25 protein-coding genes are annotated in these 21,096 nt (G+C 53.8%); 8 read left to right on the top strand and 17 right to left on the bottom strand.

Annotation, left to right across the window (positions count from 1 at the left end; all coding sequences use genetic code 11):
- Positions 1 to 16 precede the first annotated feature (16 nt).
- From H650_RS01840 to H650_RS01820, 6 genes are all read right to left on the bottom strand, one after another.
- Positions 17 to 778, bottom strand: a complete 762-nt coding sequence (locus H650_RS01840; RefSeq protein WP_016495997.1) for an alpha/beta fold hydrolase — start codon at positions 776 to 778, stop codon at positions 17 to 19.
- 65 nt (positions 779 to 843) lie between these two features.
- Positions 844 to 1,017: a GhoT/OrtT family toxin gene (locus H650_RS24310; RefSeq protein WP_016495996.1), complete on the bottom strand. Its 174-nt coding sequence runs from the start codon at positions 1,015 to 1,017 to the stop codon at positions 844 to 846.
- Positions 1,018 to 1,113: 96 nt separating this feature from the next.
- Positions 1,114 to 1,287 (bottom strand): GhoT/OrtT family toxin, encoded by a 174-nt coding sequence (locus H650_RS01835; RefSeq protein WP_071925283.1) that lies wholly within the window; start codon positions 1,285 to 1,287, stop codon positions 1,114 to 1,116.
- Between the two features lie 225 nt (positions 1,288 to 1,512).
- Positions 1,513 to 1,755 carry a hypothetical protein gene (locus H650_RS25625; RefSeq protein WP_189660089.1) on the bottom strand — a complete coding sequence of 81 codons (243 nt, stop codon included), beginning with the start codon at positions 1,753 to 1,755 and terminating at the stop codon, positions 1,513 to 1,515.
- A 53-nt stretch (positions 1,756 to 1,808) separates the two neighbouring features.
- The gene (gene cybB / locus H650_RS01825) at positions 1,809 to 2,345 is read right to left on the bottom strand and encodes a cytochrome b561 (RefSeq protein WP_016495993.1); all 537 of its coding nucleotides are present in this window, start codon (positions 2,343 to 2,345) and stop codon (positions 1,809 to 1,811) included.
- A gap of 31 nt (positions 2,346 to 2,376) precedes the next feature.
- The gene (locus H650_RS01820) at positions 2,377 to 3,066 is read right to left on the bottom strand and encodes a VIT1/CCC1 transporter family protein (protein WP_016495992.1); all 690 of its coding nucleotides are present in this window, start codon (positions 3,064 to 3,066) and stop codon (positions 2,377 to 2,379) included.
- Between the two features lie 172 nt (positions 3,067 to 3,238).
- Here H650_RS01820 and H650_RS26175 point away from each other — a divergent pair, with 172 nt between their 5' ends.
- Together H650_RS26175 and H650_RS01815 are read left to right on the top strand one after the other, a co-directional pair.
- Positions 3,239 to 3,415, top strand: a complete 177-nt coding sequence (locus tag H650_RS26175) for a cation efflux transmembrane domain-containing protein (RefSeq protein ID WP_502690881.1) — start codon at positions 3,239 to 3,241, stop codon at positions 3,413 to 3,415.
- A gap of 366 nt (positions 3,416 to 3,781) precedes the next feature.
- A complete protein-coding gene (locus tag H650_RS01815; RefSeq protein ID WP_016495991.1) occupies positions 3,782 to 4,237 on the top strand; it encodes an ECs1072 family phage-associated protein in 456 nt (151 codons plus the stop codon).
- Positions 4,238 to 4,293: 56 nt separating this feature from the next.
- Here the strand turns inward: H650_RS01815 and H650_RS01810 are convergent, their stop codons facing one another.
- The 7 genes from H650_RS01810 to H650_RS01780 all read right to left on the bottom strand — a co-directional run bounded on the left by H650_RS01810 (position 4,294) and on the right by H650_RS01780 (position 11,905).
- Entirely contained in the window at positions 4,294 to 4,515 is a 222-nt protein-coding gene (locus H650_RS01810; protein WP_016495990.1) for a hypothetical protein, read from the bottom strand.
- 280 nt (positions 4,516 to 4,795) lie between these two features.
- On the bottom strand, positions 4,796 to 6,220 hold the full coding sequence (gene patD, locus H650_RS01805) for an aminobutyraldehyde dehydrogenase (RefSeq protein ID WP_016495989.1): 1,425 nt from the start codon (positions 6,218 to 6,220) through the stop codon (positions 4,796 to 4,798).
- Between the two features lie 25 nt (positions 6,221 to 6,245).
- A complete protein-coding gene (locus H650_RS01800; protein WP_016495988.1) occupies positions 6,246 to 7,052 on the bottom strand; it encodes an ABC transporter permease in 807 nt (268 codons plus the stop codon).
- Positions 7,042 to 7,971, bottom strand: a complete 930-nt coding sequence (locus H650_RS01795; RefSeq protein WP_016495987.1) for an ABC transporter permease — start codon at positions 7,969 to 7,971, stop codon at positions 7,042 to 7,044. The genes H650_RS01800 and H650_RS01795 overlap by 11 nt, the downstream gene beginning before the upstream one ends.
- A 7-nt stretch (positions 7,972 to 7,978) precedes the next feature.
- The gene (locus H650_RS01790) at positions 7,979 to 8,992 is read right to left on the bottom strand and encodes an ABC transporter ATP-binding protein (RefSeq protein ID WP_016495986.1); all 1,014 of its coding nucleotides are present in this window, start codon (positions 8,990 to 8,992) and stop codon (positions 7,979 to 7,981) included.
- 17 nt (positions 8,993 to 9,009) lie between these two features.
- Positions 9,010 to 10,152 (bottom strand): putative ABC transporter substrate-binding protein YdcS, encoded by a 1,143-nt coding sequence (ydcS, locus tag H650_RS01785; protein WP_016495985.1) that lies wholly within the window; start codon positions 10,150 to 10,152, stop codon positions 9,010 to 9,012.
- Between the two features lie 346 nt (positions 10,153 to 10,498).
- Entirely contained in the window at positions 10,499 to 11,905 is a 1,407-nt protein-coding gene (locus tag H650_RS01780; RefSeq protein ID WP_016495984.1) for an aminotransferase-like domain-containing protein, read from the bottom strand.
- A gap of 249 nt (positions 11,906 to 12,154) precedes the next feature.
- On the opposite strand from H650_RS01780, the gene H650_RS01775 reads away from it, so the two are divergent.
- The 4 genes from H650_RS01775 to H650_RS01765 all read left to right on the top strand — a co-directional run bounded on the left by H650_RS01775 (position 12,155) and on the right by H650_RS01765 (position 15,268).
- Complete coding sequence (locus H650_RS01775; RefSeq protein WP_016495983.1) at positions 12,155 to 13,555, top strand: cytochrome ubiquinol oxidase subunit I; 1,401 nt, start codon at positions 12,155 to 12,157, stop codon at positions 13,553 to 13,555.
- The gene (gene cydB / locus H650_RS01770; RefSeq protein WP_016495982.1) at positions 13,555 to 14,565 is read left to right on the top strand and encodes a cytochrome d ubiquinol oxidase subunit II; all 1,011 of its coding nucleotides are present in this window, start codon (positions 13,555 to 13,557) and stop codon (positions 14,563 to 14,565) included. The genes H650_RS01775 and cydB overlap by 1 nt, the downstream gene beginning before the upstream one ends.
- On the top strand, positions 14,565 to 14,693 hold the full coding sequence (locus H650_RS24305; RefSeq protein WP_016495981.1) for a DUF2474 domain-containing protein: 129 nt from the start codon (positions 14,565 to 14,567) through the stop codon (positions 14,691 to 14,693). The genes cydB and H650_RS24305 overlap by 1 nt, the downstream gene beginning before the upstream one ends.
- 113 nt (positions 14,694 to 14,806) lie before the next feature.
- Complete coding sequence (locus H650_RS01765) at positions 14,807 to 15,268, top strand: PH domain-containing protein (RefSeq protein ID WP_016495980.1); 462 nt, start codon at positions 14,807 to 14,809, stop codon at positions 15,266 to 15,268.
- 46 nt (positions 15,269 to 15,314) lie between these two features.
- Here H650_RS01765 and H650_RS01760 read toward each other — a convergent pair whose 3' ends face one another.
- On the bottom strand, positions 15,315 to 15,995 hold the full coding sequence (locus H650_RS01760; protein ID WP_016495979.1) for a nitroreductase: 681 nt from the start codon (positions 15,993 to 15,995) through the stop codon (positions 15,315 to 15,317).
- A 96-nt stretch (positions 15,996 to 16,091) separates the two neighbouring features.
- Between H650_RS01760 and H650_RS01755 the strand changes: the two genes are divergently transcribed.
- Positions 16,092 to 17,042: a LysR family transcriptional regulator gene (locus tag H650_RS01755; RefSeq protein ID WP_044489350.1), complete on the top strand. Its 951-nt coding sequence runs from the start codon at positions 16,092 to 16,094 to the stop codon at positions 17,040 to 17,042.
- 85 nt (positions 17,043 to 17,127) lie between these two features.
- Complete coding sequence (locus H650_RS01750; RefSeq protein WP_016495977.1) at positions 17,128 to 17,388, top strand: hypothetical protein; 261 nt, start codon at positions 17,128 to 17,130, stop codon at positions 17,386 to 17,388.
- 92 nt (positions 17,389 to 17,480) lie between these two features.
- On the opposite strand, the gene H650_RS01745 is transcribed toward H650_RS01750, so the two are convergent.
- The 3 genes from H650_RS01745 to H650_RS01735 form a co-directional block, all read right to left on the bottom strand.
- Positions 17,481 to 18,017, bottom strand: coding sequence for a hypothetical protein (locus tag H650_RS01745; protein ID WP_016495976.1), 537 nt, complete (start codon positions 18,015 to 18,017; stop codon positions 17,481 to 17,483).
- A 176-nt stretch (positions 18,018 to 18,193) separates the two neighbouring features.
- Complete coding sequence (locus H650_RS01740) at positions 18,194 to 20,152, bottom strand: peptidase U32 family protein (protein ID WP_016495975.1); 1,959 nt, start codon at positions 20,150 to 20,152, stop codon at positions 18,194 to 18,196.
- Positions 20,153 to 20,404: 252 nt separating this feature from the next.
- Positions 20,405 to 20,980, bottom strand: a complete 576-nt coding sequence (locus tag H650_RS01735) for a helix-turn-helix domain-containing protein (protein ID WP_016495974.1) — start codon at positions 20,978 to 20,980, stop codon at positions 20,405 to 20,407.
- Positions 20,981 to 21,096: the final 116 nt, after the last annotated feature.

Genomic DNA, 21,096 nt, shown 5'->3' with positions numbered 1-21,096 from the left:
TGTGCCGGGTTTCTTTTTACTCATATTCCGCAATAAATGCCGCTAATGACTGTGCCAGTAAGGCTGGCTGTTCGTCAGACATTGAATGACCCGCTCGCGGAATAATGCGCAGCTCAATCCCTTGTTGCAGCACACTGTCGGCATCGTTATCCGGTAGTGACAGCTCGCCAAAAATCAGCGTTTTGGGGCGCGGAAACCGGGCAAATAACGACATCCATGACGGCTCAATACCATCAACCAGGCTTTTCGCGCCGCGCCATACTGCCCAGGGCGCGCTGCTTTGCAGGCTTCCGGCCCAGGCGGTTTTTTCCTGCGCCAGCATCGCCGCGTAGCCGCAGGTGACAAAATCGGCCTCATCCTGGGCCGCGATAATGCGGCTAAACGCCCCGCCACCGGCGTGAAAATTAGGTTCAGATACCGCCAGCGCGTTGACACGCTGCGGGATACGCGAAGCGACTTCAATGGCGATACTGCCGCCCATGCTGTGGCCGTATAACCAGAATGCGTCGAGCCCAAGATGATCCAGCAGTTCAATCACCACTTGCGCCTGATCGCTGGTGCGATAAGAGAAGCTCGCCGGACGTTCACTGTAACCGTAGCCCGGCAAATCGATAAGAATGGCGCACCTGCCAGCAAACGCCGGATCGGCGACGATGCGCGGGTATTCGTACGAAGACGCGCAACCCAGACCATGAATAAAAACCACCGGATCGCCTTTGCCCGGTAACGCGTGCCAGCGCACCTGCGCCTGCGCGTGGAGTGAATAGAGACTGTTCATACCTGCCCTCTCTGCTGCAATACTGTTTTTATATACAGTATCACAGCATTATGGCAAGGACACGATTAAAAGAGAGAAAAAAGTAACGCGACGGGAAAACTGATGGGCCAGGTCGCACCGACTAACAAAGCGCTAAGCAGGCGGATTTTGCGGCTATCTTTGACGAGAAACCAGGTTGCCACGGCACATAACACCGCCATGACAACGTAGAAAATAAGCAGTTTGGTGTAGAGTTCCAACGTCTGTCTCCTGTCCTTAGGTAAAACATCCGCCTAACATGTTGCACTAATTTTCAAGGCGTTATCGCTTTCGCCGTCACGCTTTGCTGGCAAAATTTAGAATATGGAAAATAACAGCGCAACCGGGAAGCTCATGGGCCATGTCGACCCCACTAAAAACGCGCTCAGCAGGCGAATACGTTTACGATCGTGAGAAAGAAACCAGGTTATCAGCGCGCAAATCAGCGCCATGACAAAGTAGAAAACCAACATTTTTTGGTATAACGACATAACAAACATTAACCCAGAAATAACAAAACGAACGCAATATGCTCTTTTTATTGATATATATCAAGTCGAATAAGGATTACCACGAAAGGTGTAGCGGCGAGCTTTGATTTAACAGGCTGATAGTTCGAAAGAAGCAGTAAGCACTGTCTCGGCCTTCGACCTGCCAATACGCTTCACGCCGCTGCGCCACAATCGTGTAATTTGCTGAACAGAATGCTGATTTTGTCAGTGACAAAACGTTTCGGGGCAAAGCGCGCTGGCAATCGCTTGCGACATGACGGTATGAAGAAAAAGAGAAGCATGGTAAATCTTGCCTGTATTAAGGCGGTAGACACTGCCGGGTTGTCCCGGACGAAACAACCCAGCGCTCATTGCAAGTTTCTGCAAAGCTGCCGAGCCAGCGATCTGGCGACGCCAGTGAAGGATATTGCAGACCCTGCTCTGCCGCAGATAAGCGCTGAACAGCATAGCGTGTCACCAGCGTTCGGGTCTGCTCAAATAAAAAGTTTCGTGACGCCTGCTTAATCCCTGAATTTCCCAGGCATCATTCTTTTTAACGTGTTATCCCGCCAGATATAGTGATGCATCAGGGCTGCCGCGGCATGTATACCAATGATGAAATAACCGGTGTTAGCCAGTAGTTCGTGAATTTCCTTCAGGCTGTGTTGTAAAAAGGTATTTTTAACGGCCGCTACGGGCATAGTAATAAACAGGAAAACCCACTCTTTCTGCCCAAAATAGAGCGAAACTACACCAAGAAGAGGAAGTACGATAAAAAGCGCATATAAAATAAAATGAACAACAGTGGCGCTGAGTTTCTGCCATTGCGGTAAAGGTGGGATAACCGGTGGCTCCGGCGTAACAAACCGGAATATCATTCTGACCAGCATCAGAATAAATACAGAAACGCCACACGTGTAATGCGTAATAGCCATCCAGTAACGCCCTGCAGACTCTTTAGGGAAAATACCCTTAAATTCCATCGCTGCGTACGTTATCGCAATCAGTAATAAAACCAGCCAGTGTAACGCTATCTGACTACCCGAATATTTTTTCATTTCTTATCTTTCCTGAGAATTAAACGATCTTCTAAGCCAGTACATGGCCGGCAAGTGTGCCTGCGCCCATTGATACAGCCATTGCCATGGCACTCCAGAAAGTGATTCTGAGTATCGCTTTCAGTGGTGATGCTTTGCCCACAATCGATGAGATATAGCCAAGGAGAGTGAGTGAAAAGAGTGTGGAAAGGATGACGAAGGGAAAAACCAGTGTTGCGGGCGCCAGCCATGCAACAATCAACGGCAACACCGCGCCCGCAGAAAAACTCAGCGCCGAGAAAATGGCCGCTTGCAGAGGTTGTGCCGAATTGGTTTCCGTCAGTCCCAGCTCCTCACGGGCATGCGCGTCCAGCGCATCCTTTGCCATAAGCTGCTGTGCAACCTGATGAGCAAGAAGAGGCTCCAGACCCCGCTGAATGTACAACGAAGTCAGCTCCAGCACTTCGCCCTCATAATCGTCAACCAGCTCCCTTTTCTCCTGAGCGAGAGCTGCGTTTTCTGTATCCGTCTGGGAGGAAACGGAGACATATTCTCCGGTTGCCATCGACATTGCGCCCGCGACAAGCCCGGCAATCCCTGCCAACAAAATACCTGATGATGGAGTGCCCGCCGAGGCAATACCGAGCACGAGACTCGCCGTTGACACGATACCGTCATTTGCCCCCAGCACTGCCGCCCTTAACCATCCCACTGTTCCGATACTGTGTCGTTCCAGATGCATTGTGCGGTTTTCCTGTTAATCAATAATTAATAATTCATACATTACTGATATTAAAAAGCTGCGTTAGCCGATAATTTATTCTCTCAGCCTTAACACCACATTAAGATCACCTGAGTATAATCCCAAATCTGTTTTTTATTTCGCGTGGCAGCCATATGCGTAATGATAATGGGTGTCAGTAACGTTCAGCCCGTACACAAAAACATCTGCCGGCGCTGACATTAATTTTCTTTCACCGCTTATGCGGATGCTTATTTGCATATTATCAGGATCGCAGGGGTTGATTGCTGATGGTATTCATTCTCTTTCTGATTTAGCCACTGATTTTTTTCGTGTCGCCAGACAATAAAAAAATCTGACCGCTTTCACCATTATGGGCAAAGCAGTATTTGCAAGATGCTTCAATGCGTTTGGGGACGATGTTAATGCAAATAAATTGCGGTATCTGGCAACGCTTGCTGAGTTACATATTGCCACTTTATGGCTGACGATGAGGGCAGTAATAATAAAACAAGGCTAATCCGGGGTGCCCTGTGTCTCCTGTTTGCAAACGCATGGCATCGCATCAGCGTGGTAGACGAAGGACAATGAAACGATATATCCAGTAATTTAACTTAAGGATTAACTGATGTGTTATTGCGGCCGCTAATAATGTCGGGAAGTTTGGCGAGCCGCGATCATCTCTGATATTGTCTACCGGCAAGGCAGACATCAGATGAAACAAGGTAAGGTTATGCAGAAATATGACGACCTGTGGCAAGCCATAGAAGTTCGGGTGCGTGAAAACAATGACATAACGCACGTCGATATGACCACTGATACCGCCCGGGGCAATGCGGCCCGGCAGCGCATCGCGCAGATATTCGTCCTTGAAGTGTTGCTCTCTCGCCACCGGGAAAAGTACGCCAGCAGCTTCGTTCCGCTTGCGGGTGAAGAGGCGCTTTATCATTTAATATTTAAACGCACCGGCTGGAAACCCTTTGAAGTAAAACAACTCTCGTTTATTGATGCCATGTTCGTGCTGGCGGAATTATTCCGCGATGAAACGCTGCCGGCGGAAGTGCGCGCCGTTCTGCGTTCGCAGGGCGTAAAAGATGAGCCCTTCTCGACATATGATTTTTCAGAGAAAGATTGGGCACCGCGTGAAAATGAGGTATTCCTGAAAAGGTAAGCCTGCAAATTAATTGCATTGTTAAATAAATAAGGGCTCTGATGAGCCCTTATTTTTTAATTCAGCATGGAGGGTGCCGTTTCATTACCCGCGAGACTTTCAACGCGGGCAAAATAAAACTCTTCACCTTCGCAATAGTAGGTTTCGATAGGCATGCTGGCACTTGCCGCCCCGCCATCGAGCCCCGCTATCGCCCATTGTACCGAGGTTTCGCCATCTTCAACGGTCAAAAATTCAGACGCGCCCCCTGGTACGAGCACGACTACGATTTTACTCATTACTCTTTTTTCCTTGCCTGATTTTTTTAAAAGCCAGACATTCTTGCCCACGGTAATGACTGCCATTTTTCGCGCTGATGACATTCATGTGACAACCAATCGGGCCAATGTCTGTGTGCGGTTTTATTTAAATGTTTTTATTTCGCCACTCCGCTGATGGCTGGCTATTATTAAACCAGTTTTTCATTAATAACAACACACTTAATTTACTATGCGATTTACCTCATGTTTCCTAAGGAAATAACCGCGATAAACGCCGTCCGTGGCGTTTATTTGTGGATTAATGTTTGATCATCACATGGCGAACTACGGTGTAATCTTCCAGGCCGTAGAGCGACATATCTTTGCCATAACCTGAGAGTTTCTGCCCGCCGTGCGGCATTTCACTCACCAGCATAAAATGCGTATTTACCCAGGTGCAGCCATACTGCAGACGCGCACTCAGGCGATGCGCGCGCCCCACATCCCTGGTCCACACCGATGACGCCAGGCCATATTGCGAATCGTTGGCCCAGCTCAACACCTGCTCCTCATCATCAAACACCGTGACGCTCACCACCGGGCCAAATACTTCCCGCTGTACAATCGCGTCCTCCTGTTTTGCGCCTGCCAGCAGCGTTGGCGGGTAATAATAGCCTGCGCCTTCATGCCTTTGACCACCGGTCACCACACGAATATGGCTGAGCGCTTTGGCTTCATCGACTGCCTTGCTAACTCGCGCCAGATGCGCTGCGGAACTGAGCGGCCCAAGCTCTGTCGATTCATCGTCCGGCGCGCCCATTTTCAGGCTGGCGACCGCCGCACCCAGTTTTTCTACCAGTGCGTCGTAAATACCTTTTTGCGCGTAGATACGGCACGCGGCAGTGCAATCCTGCCCGGCATTGTAAAAACCGAAGGTACGCACACCTTCCACCACCGCATCGAGATCCGCGTCGTCAAAGACGATCACCGGCGCTTTGCCGCCGAGTTCCATATGGGTGCGCTTAATCGACGAGGCAGTATGACCAATAATGTGTTCACCCGTGGCAATCGAGCCTGTCAGGGAAACCATGCGCACTTTTTCATGGCCGGTCAGCGGATCGCCCACGGTGCTGCCGCGCCCGAACAACACATTCAGCACACCCGCCGGGAAGATATCTTTCGCCAGTTCCGCCAGTTTTAACGCGGTGAGAGGCGTAATTTCCGACGGTTTGATCACCACGCAGTTACCCGCCGCCAGAGCCGGGCCGAGCTTCCAGGCCGCCATCATCAGCGGGTAGTTCCACGGCGCAATCGAGGCGACTACGCCCAGCGGATCGCGGCGGATCATCGACGTGTGCCCTTCCAGATACTCGCCCGCCGCCAGTCCATTCAGGCAACGCGCTGCGCCAGCGAAGAAGCGGAACACATCCACTACCGCCGGAATTTCGTCATTCAGGACACAGTGCAGAGGCTTACCGCAATTGAGGGATTCCAGCCGGGCGAAAGTTTCCGCATTATCCTCAATCACCTGCGCCAGTTGCAGCAGGCATTCGGCGCGCGCCTTAGGCGTCGTTTGTCCCCAGCTGGCAAACGCGCGATCGGCAGCCTGCACGGCGGCGTCGACTTGCGCGGCAGACGCTTCGGCGATCTCCAGCAACACGTCACCGGTAGCCGGGTTATAAACGGGCTGCTTCTCGCCTTCGCCGTTAACCTGTACTCCATTGATAAGCAGTTGATGTTGCATAGTTCAGTCCTTTTAGCATGGTCAGTTATTTGCCGGTTCCGGCAATCGTGTCGGTATCACGGGTCAGCCACCAGGCCCCCAGAATCGGAATCATCGTCACCAGCATTACCAGCAACGCCACAACGTTAGTGACGGGCACATCGCGCGGACGCCCCAACTGGTTGAGCAACCACAGCGGCAGCGTACGCTCGTGACCTGCGGTAAACGTGGTGACAATGATTTCGTCAAATGACAACGCAAACGCCAGCATGCCACCCGCCAGGAGCGCCGAACCCAGATTGGGTAACACCACATAACGGAAGGTTTGCCAGCCGTTCGCGCCCAAATCCATTGATGCTTCGACCAGGCTCCAGGAGGTTCGCCGAAACCTGGCAATCACGTTGTTAAACACCACCACGACGCAGAACGTGGCATGCCCCACGACGATGGTGAAAAAGCCCGGCTCCAGATTGACCGTTTTAAACGCGGTCAACAGCGCAAGCCCGGTGATAATTCCCGGTAAAGCAATCGGTAACAGCAGCAGCAAGGAAATGGCGTTTTTACCGAAAAATTCGCTGCGCCATAAGGCCATTGCAGCAAGTGTGCCAAGAACCAGGGCAATTGCCGTCGCCAGCGCCGCGATTTGCAGTGACAGTGTCACCGCATCGAGAATATCTCCCCTCGCCGCCGCCACGCTAAACCAGCGCAGCGTGAAGCCCTGCGGCGGGAAGCTGAACGCGGCATCCTCAGTATTGAAAGCATAGATGGCGATGATCAAAAGCGGAAAGTGCAGAAAGATGACGCCGCCCCAGGTGGCGACTTTGAGCAAAAACGGTGCGCGTTCAGAGTGCATCAAACGCTCCCAGGCGTTTCACAAACGCCAGATAAAGGGCTATCAACACCATCGGGACAAGGGTAAACGCGGCGGCCATCGGCATATTACCAATCGCCCCTTGCTGCGAATAAACCATATTGCCGATGAAATAGCCCGGCGGGCCAACTAACTGCGGCACGATAAAATCTCCCAGCGTCAGCGAAAAGGTAAATATCGAACCGGCCGCCACGCCCGGTACCGCCAGCGGTAACACCACATAACGGAAGGTCTGACGCGGATGGGCGCCTAAATCGGCTGAAGCTTGCAGCAGCGACGGGGGTAAGCGTTCGAGCGCCGCCTGAACCGGCAAAATCATAAACGGCAGCCAGATATAGACGAACACCAGAAAACGGCCCAATCCTGAAGTGGAGAGCGTATTGCCGCCCACGGCGGGTAGCGTCAAAAACGCAGCAAGTAGCGGCTCCAGCCCAAGATGGCTTAAAAACCACTGCGCCACGCCATCTTTCGCCAGCAGCAACGTCCAGGCGTAGGCTTTAACGATGTAGCTCGCCCACATCGGCAACATCACTGCGATATAAAAGAAGGCTTTCCATTTGCCCTGCGCATAACGCGCCATATACCACGCCATCGGAAAAGCGAGAATGGCGCTCGCTACCGTCACACATAGCGCCATCAGCAGGGTACGAAGAATGATGTCGTAATTGGCCGGATTAAACAGCGCCAGCAGATTGGCGAACGTTAAATCCGGCGTGACCGACATGGTGAAGTCATCGAAGGTGTAAAACCCCTGCCATAACAACGTGAGCAGTGAACCTAAATAGACAATGCCAAACCACATCAGCGGGCCGAGCAGCAGCAAAAGCAGCCCGTACACCGGTTTGCGCCAGAAGATGGCGCTAAGATTGCCGCGGCGCGGCGAGCGTTGCGCAATACTCATCACCCTTTCACCCCGCTCCCTGTAACGGCACCATCGCCTCGCGCGACCAGGAAACCCGCACCGATTGGCCCGGTGCCAGCGTTTCCGGCAGTAACGCATCGGAGAGGTTCGCCTGGCTGACTAACAGTTTTTCTCCGTGCGGCAGCGCCAGTTCAAAGCGGGTAGCTGCGCCCTGATATTGCACCGCCTGCACCACCGCGCTGGCCTCGATCTCCCCTGGCGTATTCAGGCGAATATGTTCCGGTCGCAGCGAGTAAACCCCGTTCATGCCGCAGAGTTTTTCCGAAAGCTTCGCATCAAACACATTTGAGGTGCCGACAAACCCGGCGACAAACGGCGTGCGCGGGCGCAGGTAAAGCTCGCGTGGTGTATCGATTTGCTCGATACGGCCATTATTGAACACCGCCACGCGGTCAGACATCGACAAGGCTTCGCCCTGATCGTGGGTAACAAAAATAAAGGTGATGCCGAGATCCTGTTGCAGCTTTTTCAGCTCCAGTTGCATCTGTTCGCGCAGCTTCAGATCCAGCGCGCCCAGGGGTTCATCGAGCAATAACACTCTGGGTTCATTTACCAGCGCGCGGGCGATGGCGACGCGTTGCCGCTGGCCGCCGGAAAGCTGCGAGGGTTTACGCGCATGCACAAAACCGAGCGCCACTTTTTCCAGCGCGTCACGGGCGCGGGCATGGCGCTGTTTTTTGTCCATGCCTTTCACCATCAGCCCGTAGGCGACGTTATCGAGAACAGACATGTGCGGAAACAGCGCGTAATCCTGAAAGACGGTATTCACGTCCCGCTCCCAGGGCGGCAGCTCGCTGGCTTCGCGGCCAAAAATACGAATGGCACCGCCGCTAAGCTGTTCAAACCCGGCAATCAGCCGCAGGCAAGTGGTTTTGCCGGAGCCGGATGGCCCCAGCATGGAGAAAAACTCCCCGTCGTTGACGGCGAACGTTACGCCGTCAACCGCCCGGACATCACCAAAGACTCTGGCGACATCCAGGAATTCTACCGCATAGGTCATAGCGCGCTCCTGGCAGGTTAACGGCCGCCCATTATGGCGATGTAATCCTGCGTCCAGCGGCTGTAAGGCACATATTTGCCGCCTTGCGCTACCGGCGTTTTCCAGAAGGCGATTTTGTCAAAGAAGCTGTAACCGTTGGTTTCGCAGCCCTTTTCACCCAGCAAGGTGCTGGCTTTGCACCCTTCCGGTACCACCGGCAGTGAACCAAACCACGCCGCCACATCGCCCTGCACTTTTGGCGTCAGCGACCAGTTCATCCACTTATAGGCGCAGTTCGGGTGTTTCGCGTCGGCATGCAGCATGGTGGTATCCGCCCAGCCGGTTATCCCTTCTTTGGGAAAGACAGTGGCAATCGGCTGATTTTCACCTTTCAGGGCATTCGCCTGATAAGGCCACGCGCTGGAAGCCACCACGCCTTCATTCTTGAAGTCGCTCATCTGTACCGTAGTGTCATGCCAGTAACGGTGAATGAGCAAATGCTGATCGCGCAGGGTTTTCAGCACCGCCTGATACTGCGCTTCGGTAAGCTGGTACGGATCGTCAATACCCAGTTGCGGTTGCGTGGCTTTCAGGAACAGCGCGGCATCGGCGATATAAATCGGGCCATCGTAGGCCTGCACGCGCCCTTTATTACTTTTGCCATCCGGCAGATTTTGCTGCACAAAGACCACCGACCAGCTATCCGGCGGCGTCGGGAACGTTTTGGTGTTATACATCAGCAGGTTGGGCCCCCACTGATACGGTGTGCCGTAGGTTTTTCCACCGACGTTAAACCAATCGCCTTTGACCAGCTTCGGATCAAGCGTTTTCCAGTTGGGAATAAGCGCGGTGTTGATTGGCTGGACGCGTTTCCCCATGATCAGGCGTAAAGAGGCATCGCCGGAGGCGGTCACCAGGTCGTAGCCACCTTTCGCCATCAGGCTCACCATCTCATCGGACGTGGCAGCGGTCTTCACATTCACCGCGCAACCGGTCTCTTTTTCAAAGGCGGTCACCCAGTCATATTGCTTATCGGTCTGGCCGCGCTCGATATAGCCGGGCCAGGCGATAATATCCAGCCGACCTTCTCCCTTTCCCACTTCGGTTGGTTCGGCGGCGTGTGCGGTCATGACGGTCAGACCCAGCGCACACAGGCTGCTGCGGGCAAATTTCTTGCTCATTATTTTCTACTCCTGTCGCAATGAAAAAAGTGCGGCAGCCTTGCCGTAAATATATCTCCCTTAATAAAAATAGACGGCGCGCTGACGGCATGAATGTGGCCCGTCGGAAATTTCGCAAGGATGTGACAGATGACGCATTGCGTTAACAACGAAAATGCTACTGCGCGCTCTTTTGGAGTATAGACAAGGGGTTAGCGAACGTCCGTTAATCTGTGTTGTTATTCACATTTCCTATGAATACCAGGTTCGGGAGCGCAGAAAATAATGACGGCGCACGTCATATTTTCGCCGCCGTTATTTTTAACGGGAGAATAAGTTATTCATAAAATAAGAAAGACGGGTGCGTTTAATTCATCATCTGGCGAATTAATTCACCCAATTGCATTGCCGCCCGCTCCTCTTTATCGCCCCAGACCCAGGCGCAATTAAAGCGGAAAAACGAACGCCAGTTGTCGGATGTCGAAAACATTTTTCCCGGCGCAATGCTGATATGGTGCGCCAGCGCCTGCCGGCTCAGTTCACCGGCATCCAGCCCGGCGGGCAACTCCAGCCATAAGAAATAGCCGCTCTCATTACGATAGATTTTCACTTCCGGCGGCAGATGCCGCAGCAACGCCTGCCAGGCCAGATGTTTGCGCTCGGCAAGCTGTCGACGCAGGCGGCGCAAATGAGCGTCGTAGTGGTGCGTCGATAAATAATCGACCAGCGCCAGTTGCAGCGGTGAACTGGTGGATAAAGTGCTCATCAATTGCAATTGCTGAATGCGCCTGGCGTGGCGTCCGGCCGCAACCCAGCCGACGCGAAACCCGGCGACCAGACATTTAGAAAAGGAGGAACAGTGCAACGTCATGTCTTGCGTGTCCCAGGCTTTGGCCGGTAACGGCTGTTCACGCCCGTAGTAAAGCTCGCTGTAAACATCGTCTTCAATCAGCGTGACGTTATGTTGTGCCAGCAGCGCGACCAGTTGCGCCTTTTTCGCAGCACTTAAGGTAAACCCGAGCGGGTTCTGCGCATTGGTCATCAGCCAGCAGGCTTTGACCGGATAGTCGCTTAACGCCTGCGCCAGCGCCTCAAGATCGATGCCCTCTTTTACATCAGTCGGTACCGACAGCGCTTTTAACTTCAGCCGTTCCAGCGCCTGCAACGCGCCGTAGAAACAGGGGCTTTCAATAATTACCCAGTCCCCCGGTTCTGTCACCGCCTGCAGGCTGAGGTTCAGCGCTTCCAGCGCGCCTGCGGTGATAACAATCTCATCCGGCGAAATGTTCATCCCCTGGCGGGCATAGCGTTTGGCAATGGCGTGGCGCAACTGGCTGTTTCCCGGCGGCAGGTTTTCTATCACGCTCATGGCGGTGGCGCTTTTGCTCACCTTTGCCAGCGACCGGTTGAGCTGCGGCATCGGGAACAGTTTGGGGTCGGGAAAGGCGGAACCAAACGGCAGCACCGAGGCATCGCAGCTGGCCTGTAACACGTCAAAAATATAGGTATTGATATCCACCGCTTCGTCACGCGTGATCCTGGCCGCCGGCGCACGCGGCAAGCCAGGCGCTGGCGCGACAAAATAGCCGGACTGTGGCCTGGCAATCACCCGTCCCTGGCTTTCCAGCAACTGATACGCATGACCGACGGTCATAAAACTCAGCCCGCTGCTGACGACCTGCTCGCGCAGCGACGGCAGCTTCTCTCCGGGTCGCCAGACCCCAAGCTCAATTTGTTCTGCGATTTGCTGCGCCAGGCGCTGGTATTTTTTCATGATTTTTCACGTGTTAACAAAACGACTACATCATGGCACGCGGTGCGCCATCTTGCTATATCAGTTTATACAAAACAGCCCATTATGCGCACTGTTATGGTTACGGGTTACCGCTTCGTCTGGACTAATCCGCAACCTGCCATACCCTTTACAGGGAACTGTTATACGAAAATTACCTGTATCTGTTTCTGCAAGTTCACGCTTGTGCTCATTAACATTGACGCCACAACATTGACATTGGGGTTGTGCATGTTCGGTTTAGACGCGTTTTACCTGGCGAGAATACAGTTCGCCTTCACCGTTTCTTTTCATATCATTTTTCCGGCAATAACCATCGGCCTTGCCAGCTATCTGGCGGTGCTTGAAGGTTTGTGGCTTAAAACCCGCAACCCGGACTGGCGCACGCTGTACCATTTCTGGTCGAAGATCTTCGCCGTTAACTTCGGTATGGGGGTGGTGTCCGGGCTGGTGATGGCGTATCAGTTCGGCACGAACTGGAGCGGTTTTTCCCAGTTCGCCGGTAGCATTACCGGGCCATTACTGACCTATGAAGTGCTGACCGCCTTCTTCCTTGAAGCAGGTTTTCTTGGCGTGATGCTGTTTGGCTGGAACAAAGTCGGCCCTGGCCTGCACTTTTTGGCCACCTGTATGGTCGCGCTGGGCACCATTATGTCCACCTTCTGGATCCTCGCGTCCAATAGCTGGATGCATACGCCGCAGGGCTTTATCGTTGAAAATGGGCAGGTGGTGCCGGTCGACTGGTTTAAGGTTATCTTTAATCCCTCCTTCCCGTACCGGCTGATGCACATGACTATTGCGGCATTCTTAAGCAGTGCGTTGTTTGTCGGCGCGTCTGCCGCCTGGCATCTGTTACGCGGCAATAATACGCCAGCTATCCGCAAGATGTTTTCTATGGCGATGTGGATGGCGCTGGTTGTGGCACCGATTCAGGCGATGGTCGGCGATATGCACGGGCTGAATACGCTTGAACATCAACCGGCAAAAATTGCCGCCATCGAAGGCCACTGGGAGAACCCGCCCGGCGAAGCGACGCCGTTGCTGCTGTTTGGCCTGCCGGATATGGAGCAGGAGCGCACGCGTTATGCCGTGGCGATCCCGGCGCTCGGTAGCCTGATCCTGACGCACAGCTTCGACAAGCAAGTGCCGGCGCTGAAAGATTTCCCTAAAGATCAGCGCCCCTATTCCCCGATTGTCTTCTGGTCGTTTCGCATTATGGTCGGGCTTGGCGTGCTGATGATTGGTCTGGGCGTCGCGGCGCTATGGCTGCGTTTTCGCGACCGGCTCTATCAGTCGCGACCGTTTTTACACTTCGCGCTATGGATGGGGCCCGCGGGGTTGATTGCCATTCTTGCCGGTTGGGTCACGACGGAAGTGGGTCGTCAGCCTTGGGTGGTATACGGCTTGTTGCGTACGGCCGATGCGGTTTCCGCCCATGGCGATCTGCAAATGAGCCTCAGTTTGCTGGCGTTTTTTGTTGTCTACTGTTCCGTTTTTGGCGTGGGTTACAGCTACATGGTGCGGCTGATCACCAAAGGGCCGCAGGAGCGTGATGAGCACGCCACGCAAGGTACTCCGGCGCGACCGCTGTCTGCGGCGGGCGAACATCTCCAGGCGGATGAGGATAAATAATGGGCATCGATCTTTCGTTAATCTGGTTTGTCATTATCGTCTTCGCCACCCTGATGTATATCGTGATGGACGGTTTTGACCTTGGTATCGGTATCCTGTTTCCCGTCACGCGTGACGCTCACGATCGCGACGTGATGGTCAACAGTGTCGCGCCGGTCTGGGATGGCAACGAGACCTGGCTGGTGCTCGGCGGCGCGGGGTTATTCGGCGCGTTTCCGCTGGCGTATGCGGTGATTGTCGATGCGCTGACCATTCCGCTGACCTTAATGCTGATCGGTCTTATCTTTCGCGGCGTGGCCTTTGAGTTTCGCTTCAAAGCCACACCCGCGCACCGGCCGTTCTGGGACAAAGCGTTTCTCTCCGGCTCGCTGCTTGCCACCTTTACCCAGGGGGTGGTGGTGGGCGCGGTGCTGAACGGTTTTCCGGTGACGGGCCGTACGTTTAGCGGCGGTGCGCTCGACTGGCTGACGCCGTTTAACCTGTTTTGCGGCGTCGGGCTGGTCATCACTTACGCCCTGCTCGGCGCGAGCTGGCTGGTGATGAAAAGCGAAGAGCCGTTGCAGGGGAAAATGCGCAAGGCCGCGAGAAAACTGTTGCTGGCGATGTTGGTGGTGATTGCCGTGATTAGCCTGTGGACGCCGCTGACGCATTCCGCAATTGCCGATCGCTGGTTCAGCTTGCCGAATCTCTATTTCTTCTCGCCGGTACCGCTGTTAGTTGTGGTACTGAGTGCCTGGCTGTGGCGCAGCCTCGGCAACCCGGATTCCCACACGCTGCCATTTGTGCAGACGCTGGGGCTGATTTTCCTCGGGTTTAGCGGGCTTGGCATCAGTATCTGGCCGCACATTATTCCGCCGGATATCACGTTGTGGCAGGCCGCGGCACCTGTGCAAAGCCAGGGCTTTATGCTGGTCGGTGCCCTGCTGATCATCCCGATTATTCTGGTTTATACCTTGTGGAGTTACTACGTGTTTCGCGGCAAGGTGCAACATGGCGCGGGGTACCATTAATGAAACAGTCGTTTTTTAACCGCCTGATGTGGATGTTAATAATCTGGGGAGGCAGCGTGCTGGCACTGTTTGCGGTCAGTATGGTGTTCCGGCTTCTGATGTCGGCGGCGGGGTTTAAATCGCACTAACTGGCCATGGGCAACGCACGATCCCGGCTAGAAATTTCCGGGATCGTTCACTACGCTTTTCGTTGTCCAATTTACATTAGAGCTGCGATTTTTCATGCGTTTAGGGAGAAATAATGATTAACCTCGTTCAGACGCCTTACAATCTCCGGTCGGGTTACCCGATTGTTCGCCGTACGCTGGAAGACAAAAAGAAGTTGGTTAAACAAGATGGTTTTGGCCCGGAATCGTGCTGCGCCACCGTCGAATACACGCTGCGCGGTAATTCCCGCTACGCCTTTGGCAATAGCCAGATGCGTATTGAGATGCCACCGGATATTTACACCAATAACTGGGTAAAATTGCATGGCGAAATGGCGGCACTGATTGCGGCGATACGACGCATTGAGAACTCTGGCAATGTCGATGAACAGTTGCCGATCACCAGCGTGTATATCGAATTACGCCCCTGCGAAGCCAACTGCATGCAGGCGTTGCAAAATATCCTGCCTGATAACACCACCGTTTATTTCTCCTTTCTGCACCCCGATCAGGTTGATGAGTGGAAACAAAGCGCCCGCGCGCTTTGTGCCGCATAACACTGACCAGAGACGCTCGTCATTAGCGTCTCTGGTCACCACGGCGTTACCCGTGCATCACCACACTTTGCTCAACGGGAATCCGCGGCATGCGTGTTTTCGCAGAGGGCGCAGACATATCGGCATAACCAAACGAGATGCCGAACAGCAGCCGATAATCAGCGGAAACACCGAGTTCTTCGCGGATCATATCGGCGTGAAAACCCAGTAAAGTCTGCGGAATTCCGGCAAAACCACGCGCCGTCAATGACAGCAAAAAGCTCTGCGCATACATGCCAATGTCGGAGGCAACGCGGATGTTGTCGCCAAAAGATGGCATAAACAGAAAAGCGGCGTGTGGCGCGTTAAAAAACTGATAATTTCGCAGATAAGCCTCTTTGCGCCGTGCTTTATCTTCACGCGCCACGCCTATCGCCTCGTAATAAATCCGCGCTTGCTCATGAGCGCGCTCAAAATAGTCGCCATGAAAATCATCATAAGAAAAGGTGAAATCCGGCGTCTGGTGCCCTTGCAGATCGTTTTCCGTCATCCTTTTTCCAAGACGATTTTTCGTTTCACCGGAAACCACATGCACATGCCACGGCTGGGTGTTGCAGTTAGACGGGGAATATTGCGCATCCTGCAACACGTCCCGAATTTGCTCGTCCGTTAACGGGGTTGGTAAAAATGCGCGGGCGGAAAAACGCTGGCGGACGGTTTCATCGAAGGCTTTCACTATAGTGCTCATGATTCTTCTCCGTATTAATTGTTCGCGTAGCTTAACGATGAAACCTGTTCGCAAAAACACTACAATGCGCCATAGACCTTTGCGGATTACGCACAGATGAATAAGCTCAGTCAAATTAGTGCCCGCTCAATGCAGCTGTTTCTCGCCATTGTTCGCGAGGGAAATTTATCCGAAGTCGCACGCAATGAAGGTCTGGCGGCCTCATCGCTATCGCGCGTGGTTCAGCAACTGGAGCAGGCGCTGGAAACCCAGTTGTTGTACCGCAACACGCGCGCGGTGATTGCCACCGAGGCGGGTCATATCTATGCCGACACGTTTCGCGCCATGTTACAGCAGCTTGCGGACGCGCAAACGCAGGTGGACGAGCGTCGCGATGAGCCTGGCGGGCGCATTCGCATTAATGCGCCAATCTCGTTTGGCCTGCGCCATATTGGCCCCAAAATCAGCGAACTGAGCGAGCGCTATCCGCGTCTGCATATCGAACTGAACCTGAACGATGACTATATCGACCCGTTTGCCGACGGTACGGATCTGCTGCTGCGTATCGCGGCGCTGCAGGATTCTGAGTTGCACGGTCGGCTGATTGCGCATCAGCAGTGCCATTTGGTGGCGACCCCCGCCTACGTGCGCCGTTATGGTCAACCGAACACGCCAGAGGAGTTGCAATCGCACCGGTTACTGGCGTATCGCGGGAAAAGTGGTTTACAGCGCTGGCGTTTTCAGCGGGGAGAGAAATATGTCCAGTTTTCGCCGCAGGCCAAAATCGTTTCCGATAACGCGGAATTGCTGTTACAGGCCGCACTGAGTGATGCGGGAATATTACTTTTCCCGGACTGGCAAGTGGGTGAAATGCTGAATCGCAACGAGCTTGTGGCGCTCATGCCTGATTTTACCGCCAGTTATTCGGCAACGCAGCAGTCGCTGTGGTTGCTCTATCCTGGCGGGAAATACCCGTCGCTTAACACCCGCACGGTGATCGATTTTTTACTGGCGAGTTTCGGTTCACCGCCTTACTGGCGCTATCTTCCTCCGCGCCGCCAGGAATAATCCCGAAGGCGTAACGCTCCATAATCCCTTCACTTTTTTATCGTCAAATCGTCGCCACGCAACAGAACGAGTAAGGATGAAAAAGATGAAAAAGAGTGCACTGGTGACTGCCATTCTGGCGGTGAGCTTCTCTTCGATGGCGTTTGCTGACGAACGTCCGCCGCTACCGCCGGAACAGTACCAAAATGGCCCGCAGCATAACGGTGATAAAAAACCGTCGCACGATGCGCCGCCGCCGAAACATAAGCAAGATAAGCCGCCGCGCCCGGATGACAAACACCGCGACAAACACAACGGTAAGAAACCACCGCTGCCGGAAGAAAGTCGTCCGGGTGACGACCGCTAATCCAGCCCGCAATGCAAACAGGCCTTTCGTGATGGCGAAAGGCCTGTTTTTTTATCTGGCAGATACGGTTTTAACGCCGCTTGCTCAGGAGATTACGATCCCATCGCTTTGGATAACCAGGACTTGCAGATGCCACGGCGTAAATTCCACGGTTTCGCCGGTTTATCCTGGTAGCGGTCATACACTTTATCCAGATCGTCCTGGCTGGTGATATTCAAATCCGCCGGAATTTCGACCGCGCCGCGGGAGCTGATTGCCACATAGTGTTTTCCTTTTTCAAGGAAAAATGCGGTCTCATGGATCCACATCCTGCCGCTTGAATTATCCTGAACAATTAATGTCCAGTATTGATCGCCTTTCAGACGGCTGGTAAAAAGCCGGTCAACAACGCCTTCCAGCATATTATTGCTGATGTAAATCATCTCGGCGGAATTAAAGCAGTCGCCCTCTTTGTTATAACGCTGGAAATAAAAAAGCCCTTGATGAGCCTTATTAGCCTGGGTGTAGACCACTGTCGCGTCGCTACCGGTATAGGCCTGATAACGCTGCGTTCCGAGCGGGCCAGGCGTACAGGCAGACAATAAAAAAGCACCAGCAACAAGCAAGGCGCTTAACGTAAATTTACGCATTTCCTCTCCGTGAATATCATCAATAAGCCATTTCTTATTATTTTCGCCCGGCTAGATTAACGTATTACGGTTATTAACGCATGCTTGTTATTAGCGCGGCGGGATAATTTATAGCTATTCAGAAGAATTGTTTTAGGGACAGTAAAAAAACAGGGTGGCACAGCGCCACCCTTTGTTTATTTGCGTTTTGGCAACGTTTTTACTAAGTCATCGGCGCTTATCGACGCCACTACGCTGCCCGGCAGGGGCATTTTCAGGATATGGTGCTTAATTTTGCCAATCACATGCATTTCACACGGACGGCAGTCAAACTTCAGCGTCAGCACTTCGTCGCCATGCACCAGTTGCATCGGCGTCGCGCGCCAGCTTTTGATGTTGCCTTTCGCCTGTTTCGGGCACAGGTTGAAGGCGAAGCGCAAACAGTGTTTGGTGATCATCACCGGCACATCGCCCTTCTCTTCATGCGCTTCGAAGGCGGCGTCAATCAGCTGCACACCGTAGCGGTGATAAAATTCACGCGCTTTATGGTTATAGACGTTTGCCAGGAACGACAAGTGTGTTTCCGGATAAATCGGCGCGGGTGTCGCCACCGGTTTGCGGCTGCCGCGCTGGTAATTCGCCAGCCGGGCCTCTTCCAGCATCTCTACCGTTTCGCGACGCAGCTGGTTGAGCAGGCTGTTGGGCACAAACAGCGCACCCGGCAGATTCACGGTGATCGCCTGTGCGTAATACCGGGTTTGCCCCAGTTTCGCCAGCCCGTCTTTCAGGCTTTCCAGCGCTTTTTGCGCATTATTGGCTTCGTCAAACTGCCCGTCCAGCGTGTGCGTCACGCTGACGCCATCTTCGCTGGTCAGCGTCAGCACCAGTTGCTCCTGCCAGCCGCCCAGCTCAATATCCACGCCGATGCGACGCTCGCTGGAGGTTTTCAATAATGCCTGCTGCCAGTTATGGTCAAGGTTACGGTTCAGCGCGTGGTGCGGGCGCAGTGTTCGCAGCACGTCCGGCATTTCGTTCGGGAATACGCGGTAGCGGTTCTCGCCCGTTTTCTCGGCGACGTTGACACGAAAACCCACCACTTCACGCTTCACCAGCACGTTCAGGCCATCACCGTTGGCCAGCGGTTCGGTCACTTCAACATCGAGATGATCTTTCGCTACTTTCAGCACTTCACCGACCGGCAGGCCGATAAATTTCGGTGAATCAAACGCGCCGATATCAATTTTACGCGCATTGACAAAATAATCGGTGCTGCCGCGATGGAAGGTTTTGTCCGTCGAGGGAATAAAGAAATGTTCGGTACGTCCGGCGGACGCACGCGCCAGGTCGCCGCGATCTTCGATAATGGCGTCCAGCATCTGGCGGTAATGTGCGGTGATGTTCTTCACGTAGCTCATATCTTTGTAGCGCCCTTCAATTTTGAAAGAGCGCACACCGGCATCGATCAGCGCCGCCAGGTTGGCAGTCTGATCGTTATCTTTCATCGACAGCAGGTGTTTTTCATAAGCCACGACGCGGCCCTGATCGTCTTTCAGCGTATAGGGCAAGCGGCACGCCTGAGAGCAGTCGCCGCGGTTAGCGCTGCGCCCGGTCTGCGCATGGGAGATATTGCACTGTCCGGAGTACGCCACGCACAGCGCGCCATGGATAAAGAACTCAATGGTGGCGTCGGTCGCGTTATGAATGGCGCGGATCTGCTCCAGGTTCAGCTCACGCGCCAGCACAATCTGGCTAAAACCGACATCGGAGAGGAATTTGGCTTTTTCCACGCTGCGAATGTCGCACTGCGTACTGGCGTGCAGCTCAATCGGCGGGATATCCAGCTCAAGTACGCCCATATCCTGCACGATCAGCGCATCGACACCGGCCTGGTACAGGTCATGGATCAGGCTCTGCGCCGGTTCCAGCTCGTCATCATGAAGGATCGTGTTCAGGGTGATAAACACTTTCGCGCCGTAGCGATGCGCGAACGGCACCAGTTCGGCGATATCGCGCAGGCTGTTACCGGCGTTGTGGCGCGCGCCAAAGCCAGGGCCGCCAATGTAGACCGCGTCAGCGCCATGAAGGATCGCTTCACGGGCGATGGCGGTGTCGCGGGCCGGGCTTAACAGTTCAAGATGATGGGGGTGCAGGCGCATACAATCGTCGTTATCCATTATGTACAAAATGGCGGCTATTGTAGTCACAACCGGGGCGTTTCACCACCTGCCGCAGGGGGAATTTGCGTCTGTCGGCAATGCAATGTCGAAATTGCTATTTCCGCTGCGTTTCATGCGGCGATAGAGTGGTGGCTCGGACATTCCTCGTCACGTTTTATCCACCGTACTGCCGGTTGCAGGTGAGGCTGAACTTTCCTGCAGCCCGAAGTATCGCGGGTCAACGTTGTCATGTTATTTATCGTCGTCGTTTTTAGCCGCAGGCGTGCTTGCGGCTTTTTCTTTTGGATAATGGATCAACGAGTGGAAATGCACGGTGTGTGCGGAACTGTTGCGATAGGCATGGGCCTCATCGCCCGCAAAGCGCACACCCATTCCGCTGGTAAATGTTTTCCACTGCCCGCCGAGACATAAATCCAGCGCACCATTGATGACAATCACATGCTCAATCACCCCGCTTTCGTGCGGCGTCGATTCACTTATCGCCCCCGGCGCCAGCGCTATTGAAAAGAGATCAAAGTGCAGCTTTTCATCCCACGGGAAAATGGGCGTGATTACCATCGCCTGCTGTTCAGGATCGTAGGCGTGCGGGGTATCGCTCTCCGGCGGCGCAATAAAGGTAGAAAACGGCACGTTCAGGCCGGTGGCGATTTTCCAGAGTGTGGCCACTGTCGGGCTTGATTCATTACGCTCAATTTGCCCGAGCATCGCTTTGGAAACGCCCGTTTCTTCTGCCAGCCTGGAAAGGCTCCAGCCACGGCCCTGACGGAGAAGTTTTAAGGTGCTTGCCAGGTAGTCTGCGATGTTCATTACGCCTCCGGGAAGAAAAATCCGGGGCAGTATAGCGCAGCGTTTCTTTTTTAGAGAGCGAAACTATAACCACGCTAAATACCTTATTGCACTGCCAGCTTGTGCGCTATAACGGC

It is taken from the genome of Enterobacter sp. R4-368 (assembly GCF_000410515.1).
GTDB lineage: Bacteria > Pseudomonadota > Gammaproteobacteria > Enterobacterales > Enterobacteriaceae > Kosakonia.
The sequence above is the reverse complement of the archived record's forward strand: the minus strand, read 5'-3'. Positions and strand labels throughout refer to the sequence as shown.

What these genes read in the sequence shown, in the direction of transcription:
- H650_RS01750 (WP_016495977.1), top strand. Translation starts at nt 17,128, where the DNA reads ATGAAAAAGAGTGCACTGGTGACTGCCATTCTGGCGGTGAGCTTCTCT.
- H650_RS24305 (WP_016495981.1), top strand. Translation starts at nt 14,565, where the DNA reads ATGAAACAGTCGTTTTTTAACCGCCTGATGTGGATGTTAATAATCTGG.
- H650_RS25625 (WP_189660089.1), bottom strand. Translation starts at nt 1,755, where the DNA reads ATGCTGTTCAGCGCTTATCTGCGGCAGAGCAGGGTCTGCAATATCCTT.
- H650_RS01815 (WP_016495991.1), top strand. Translation starts at nt 3,782, where the DNA reads ATGAAACAAGGTAAGGTTATGCAGAAATATGACGACCTGTGGCAAGCC.
- H650_RS01740 (WP_016495975.1), bottom strand. Translation starts at nt 20,152, where the DNA reads ATGCGCCTGCACCCCCATCATCTTGAACTGTTAAGCCCGGCCCGCGAC.
- ydcS (WP_016495985.1), bottom strand. Translation starts at nt 10,152, where the DNA reads ATGAGCAAGAAATTTGCCCGCAGCAGCCTGTGTGCGCTGGGTCTGACC.
- patD (WP_016495989.1), bottom strand. Translation starts at nt 6,220, where the DNA reads ATGCAACATCAACTGCTTATCAATGGAGTACAGGTTAACGGCGAAGGC.
- cybB (WP_016495993.1), bottom strand. Translation starts at nt 2,345, where the DNA reads ATGAAAAAATATTCGGGTAGTCAGATAGCGTTACACTGGCTGGTTTTA.
- cydB (WP_016495982.1), top strand. Translation starts at nt 13,555, where the DNA reads ATGGGCATCGATCTTTCGTTAATCTGGTTTGTCATTATCGTCTTCGCC.
- H650_RS01795 (WP_016495987.1), bottom strand. Translation starts at nt 7,971, where the DNA reads ATGAGTATTGCGCAACGCTCGCCGCGCCGCGGCAATCTTAGCGCCATC.
- H650_RS01840 (WP_016495997.1), bottom strand. Translation starts at nt 778, where the DNA reads ATGAACAGTCTCTATTCACTCCACGCGCAGGCGCAGGTGCGCTGGCAC.
- H650_RS01765 (WP_016495980.1), top strand. Translation starts at nt 14,807, where the DNA reads ATGATTAACCTCGTTCAGACGCCTTACAATCTCCGGTCGGGTTACCCG.
- H650_RS01810 (WP_016495990.1), bottom strand. Translation starts at nt 4,515, where the DNA reads ATGAGTAAAATCGTAGTCGTGCTCGTACCAGGGGGCGCGTCTGAATTT.
- H650_RS01745 (WP_016495976.1), bottom strand. Translation starts at nt 18,017, where the DNA reads ATGCGTAAATTTACGTTAAGCGCCTTGCTTGTTGCTGGTGCTTTTTTA.
- H650_RS01775 (WP_016495983.1), top strand. Translation starts at nt 12,155, where the DNA reads ATGTTCGGTTTAGACGCGTTTTACCTGGCGAGAATACAGTTCGCCTTC.
- H650_RS01790 (WP_016495986.1), bottom strand. Translation starts at nt 8,992, where the DNA reads ATGACCTATGCGGTAGAATTCCTGGATGTCGCCAGAGTCTTTGGTGAT.
- H650_RS01760 (WP_016495979.1), bottom strand. Translation starts at nt 15,995, where the DNA reads ATGAGCACTATAGTGAAAGCCTTCGATGAAACCGTCCGCCAGCGTTTT.
- H650_RS01755 (WP_044489350.1), top strand. Translation starts at nt 16,092, where the DNA reads ATGAATAAGCTCAGTCAAATTAGTGCCCGCTCAATGCAGCTGTTTCTC.
- H650_RS01735 (WP_016495974.1), bottom strand. Translation starts at nt 20,980, where the DNA reads ATGAACATCGCAGACTACCTGGCAAGCACCTTAAAACTTCTCCGTCAG.
- H650_RS01780 (WP_016495984.1), bottom strand. Translation starts at nt 11,905, where the DNA reads ATGAAAAAATACCAGCGCCTGGCGCAGCAAATCGCAGAACAAATTGAG.
- H650_RS01820 (WP_016495992.1), bottom strand. Translation starts at nt 3,066, where the DNA reads ATGCATCTGGAACGACACAGTATCGGAACAGTGGGATGGTTAAGGGCG.
- H650_RS01800 (WP_016495988.1), bottom strand. Translation starts at nt 7,052, where the DNA reads ATGCACTCTGAACGCGCACCGTTTTTGCTCAAAGTCGCCACCTGGGGC.
- H650_RS01835 (WP_071925283.1), bottom strand. Translation starts at nt 1,287, where the DNA reads ATGTCGTTATACCAAAAAATGTTGGTTTTCTACTTTGTCATGGCGCTG.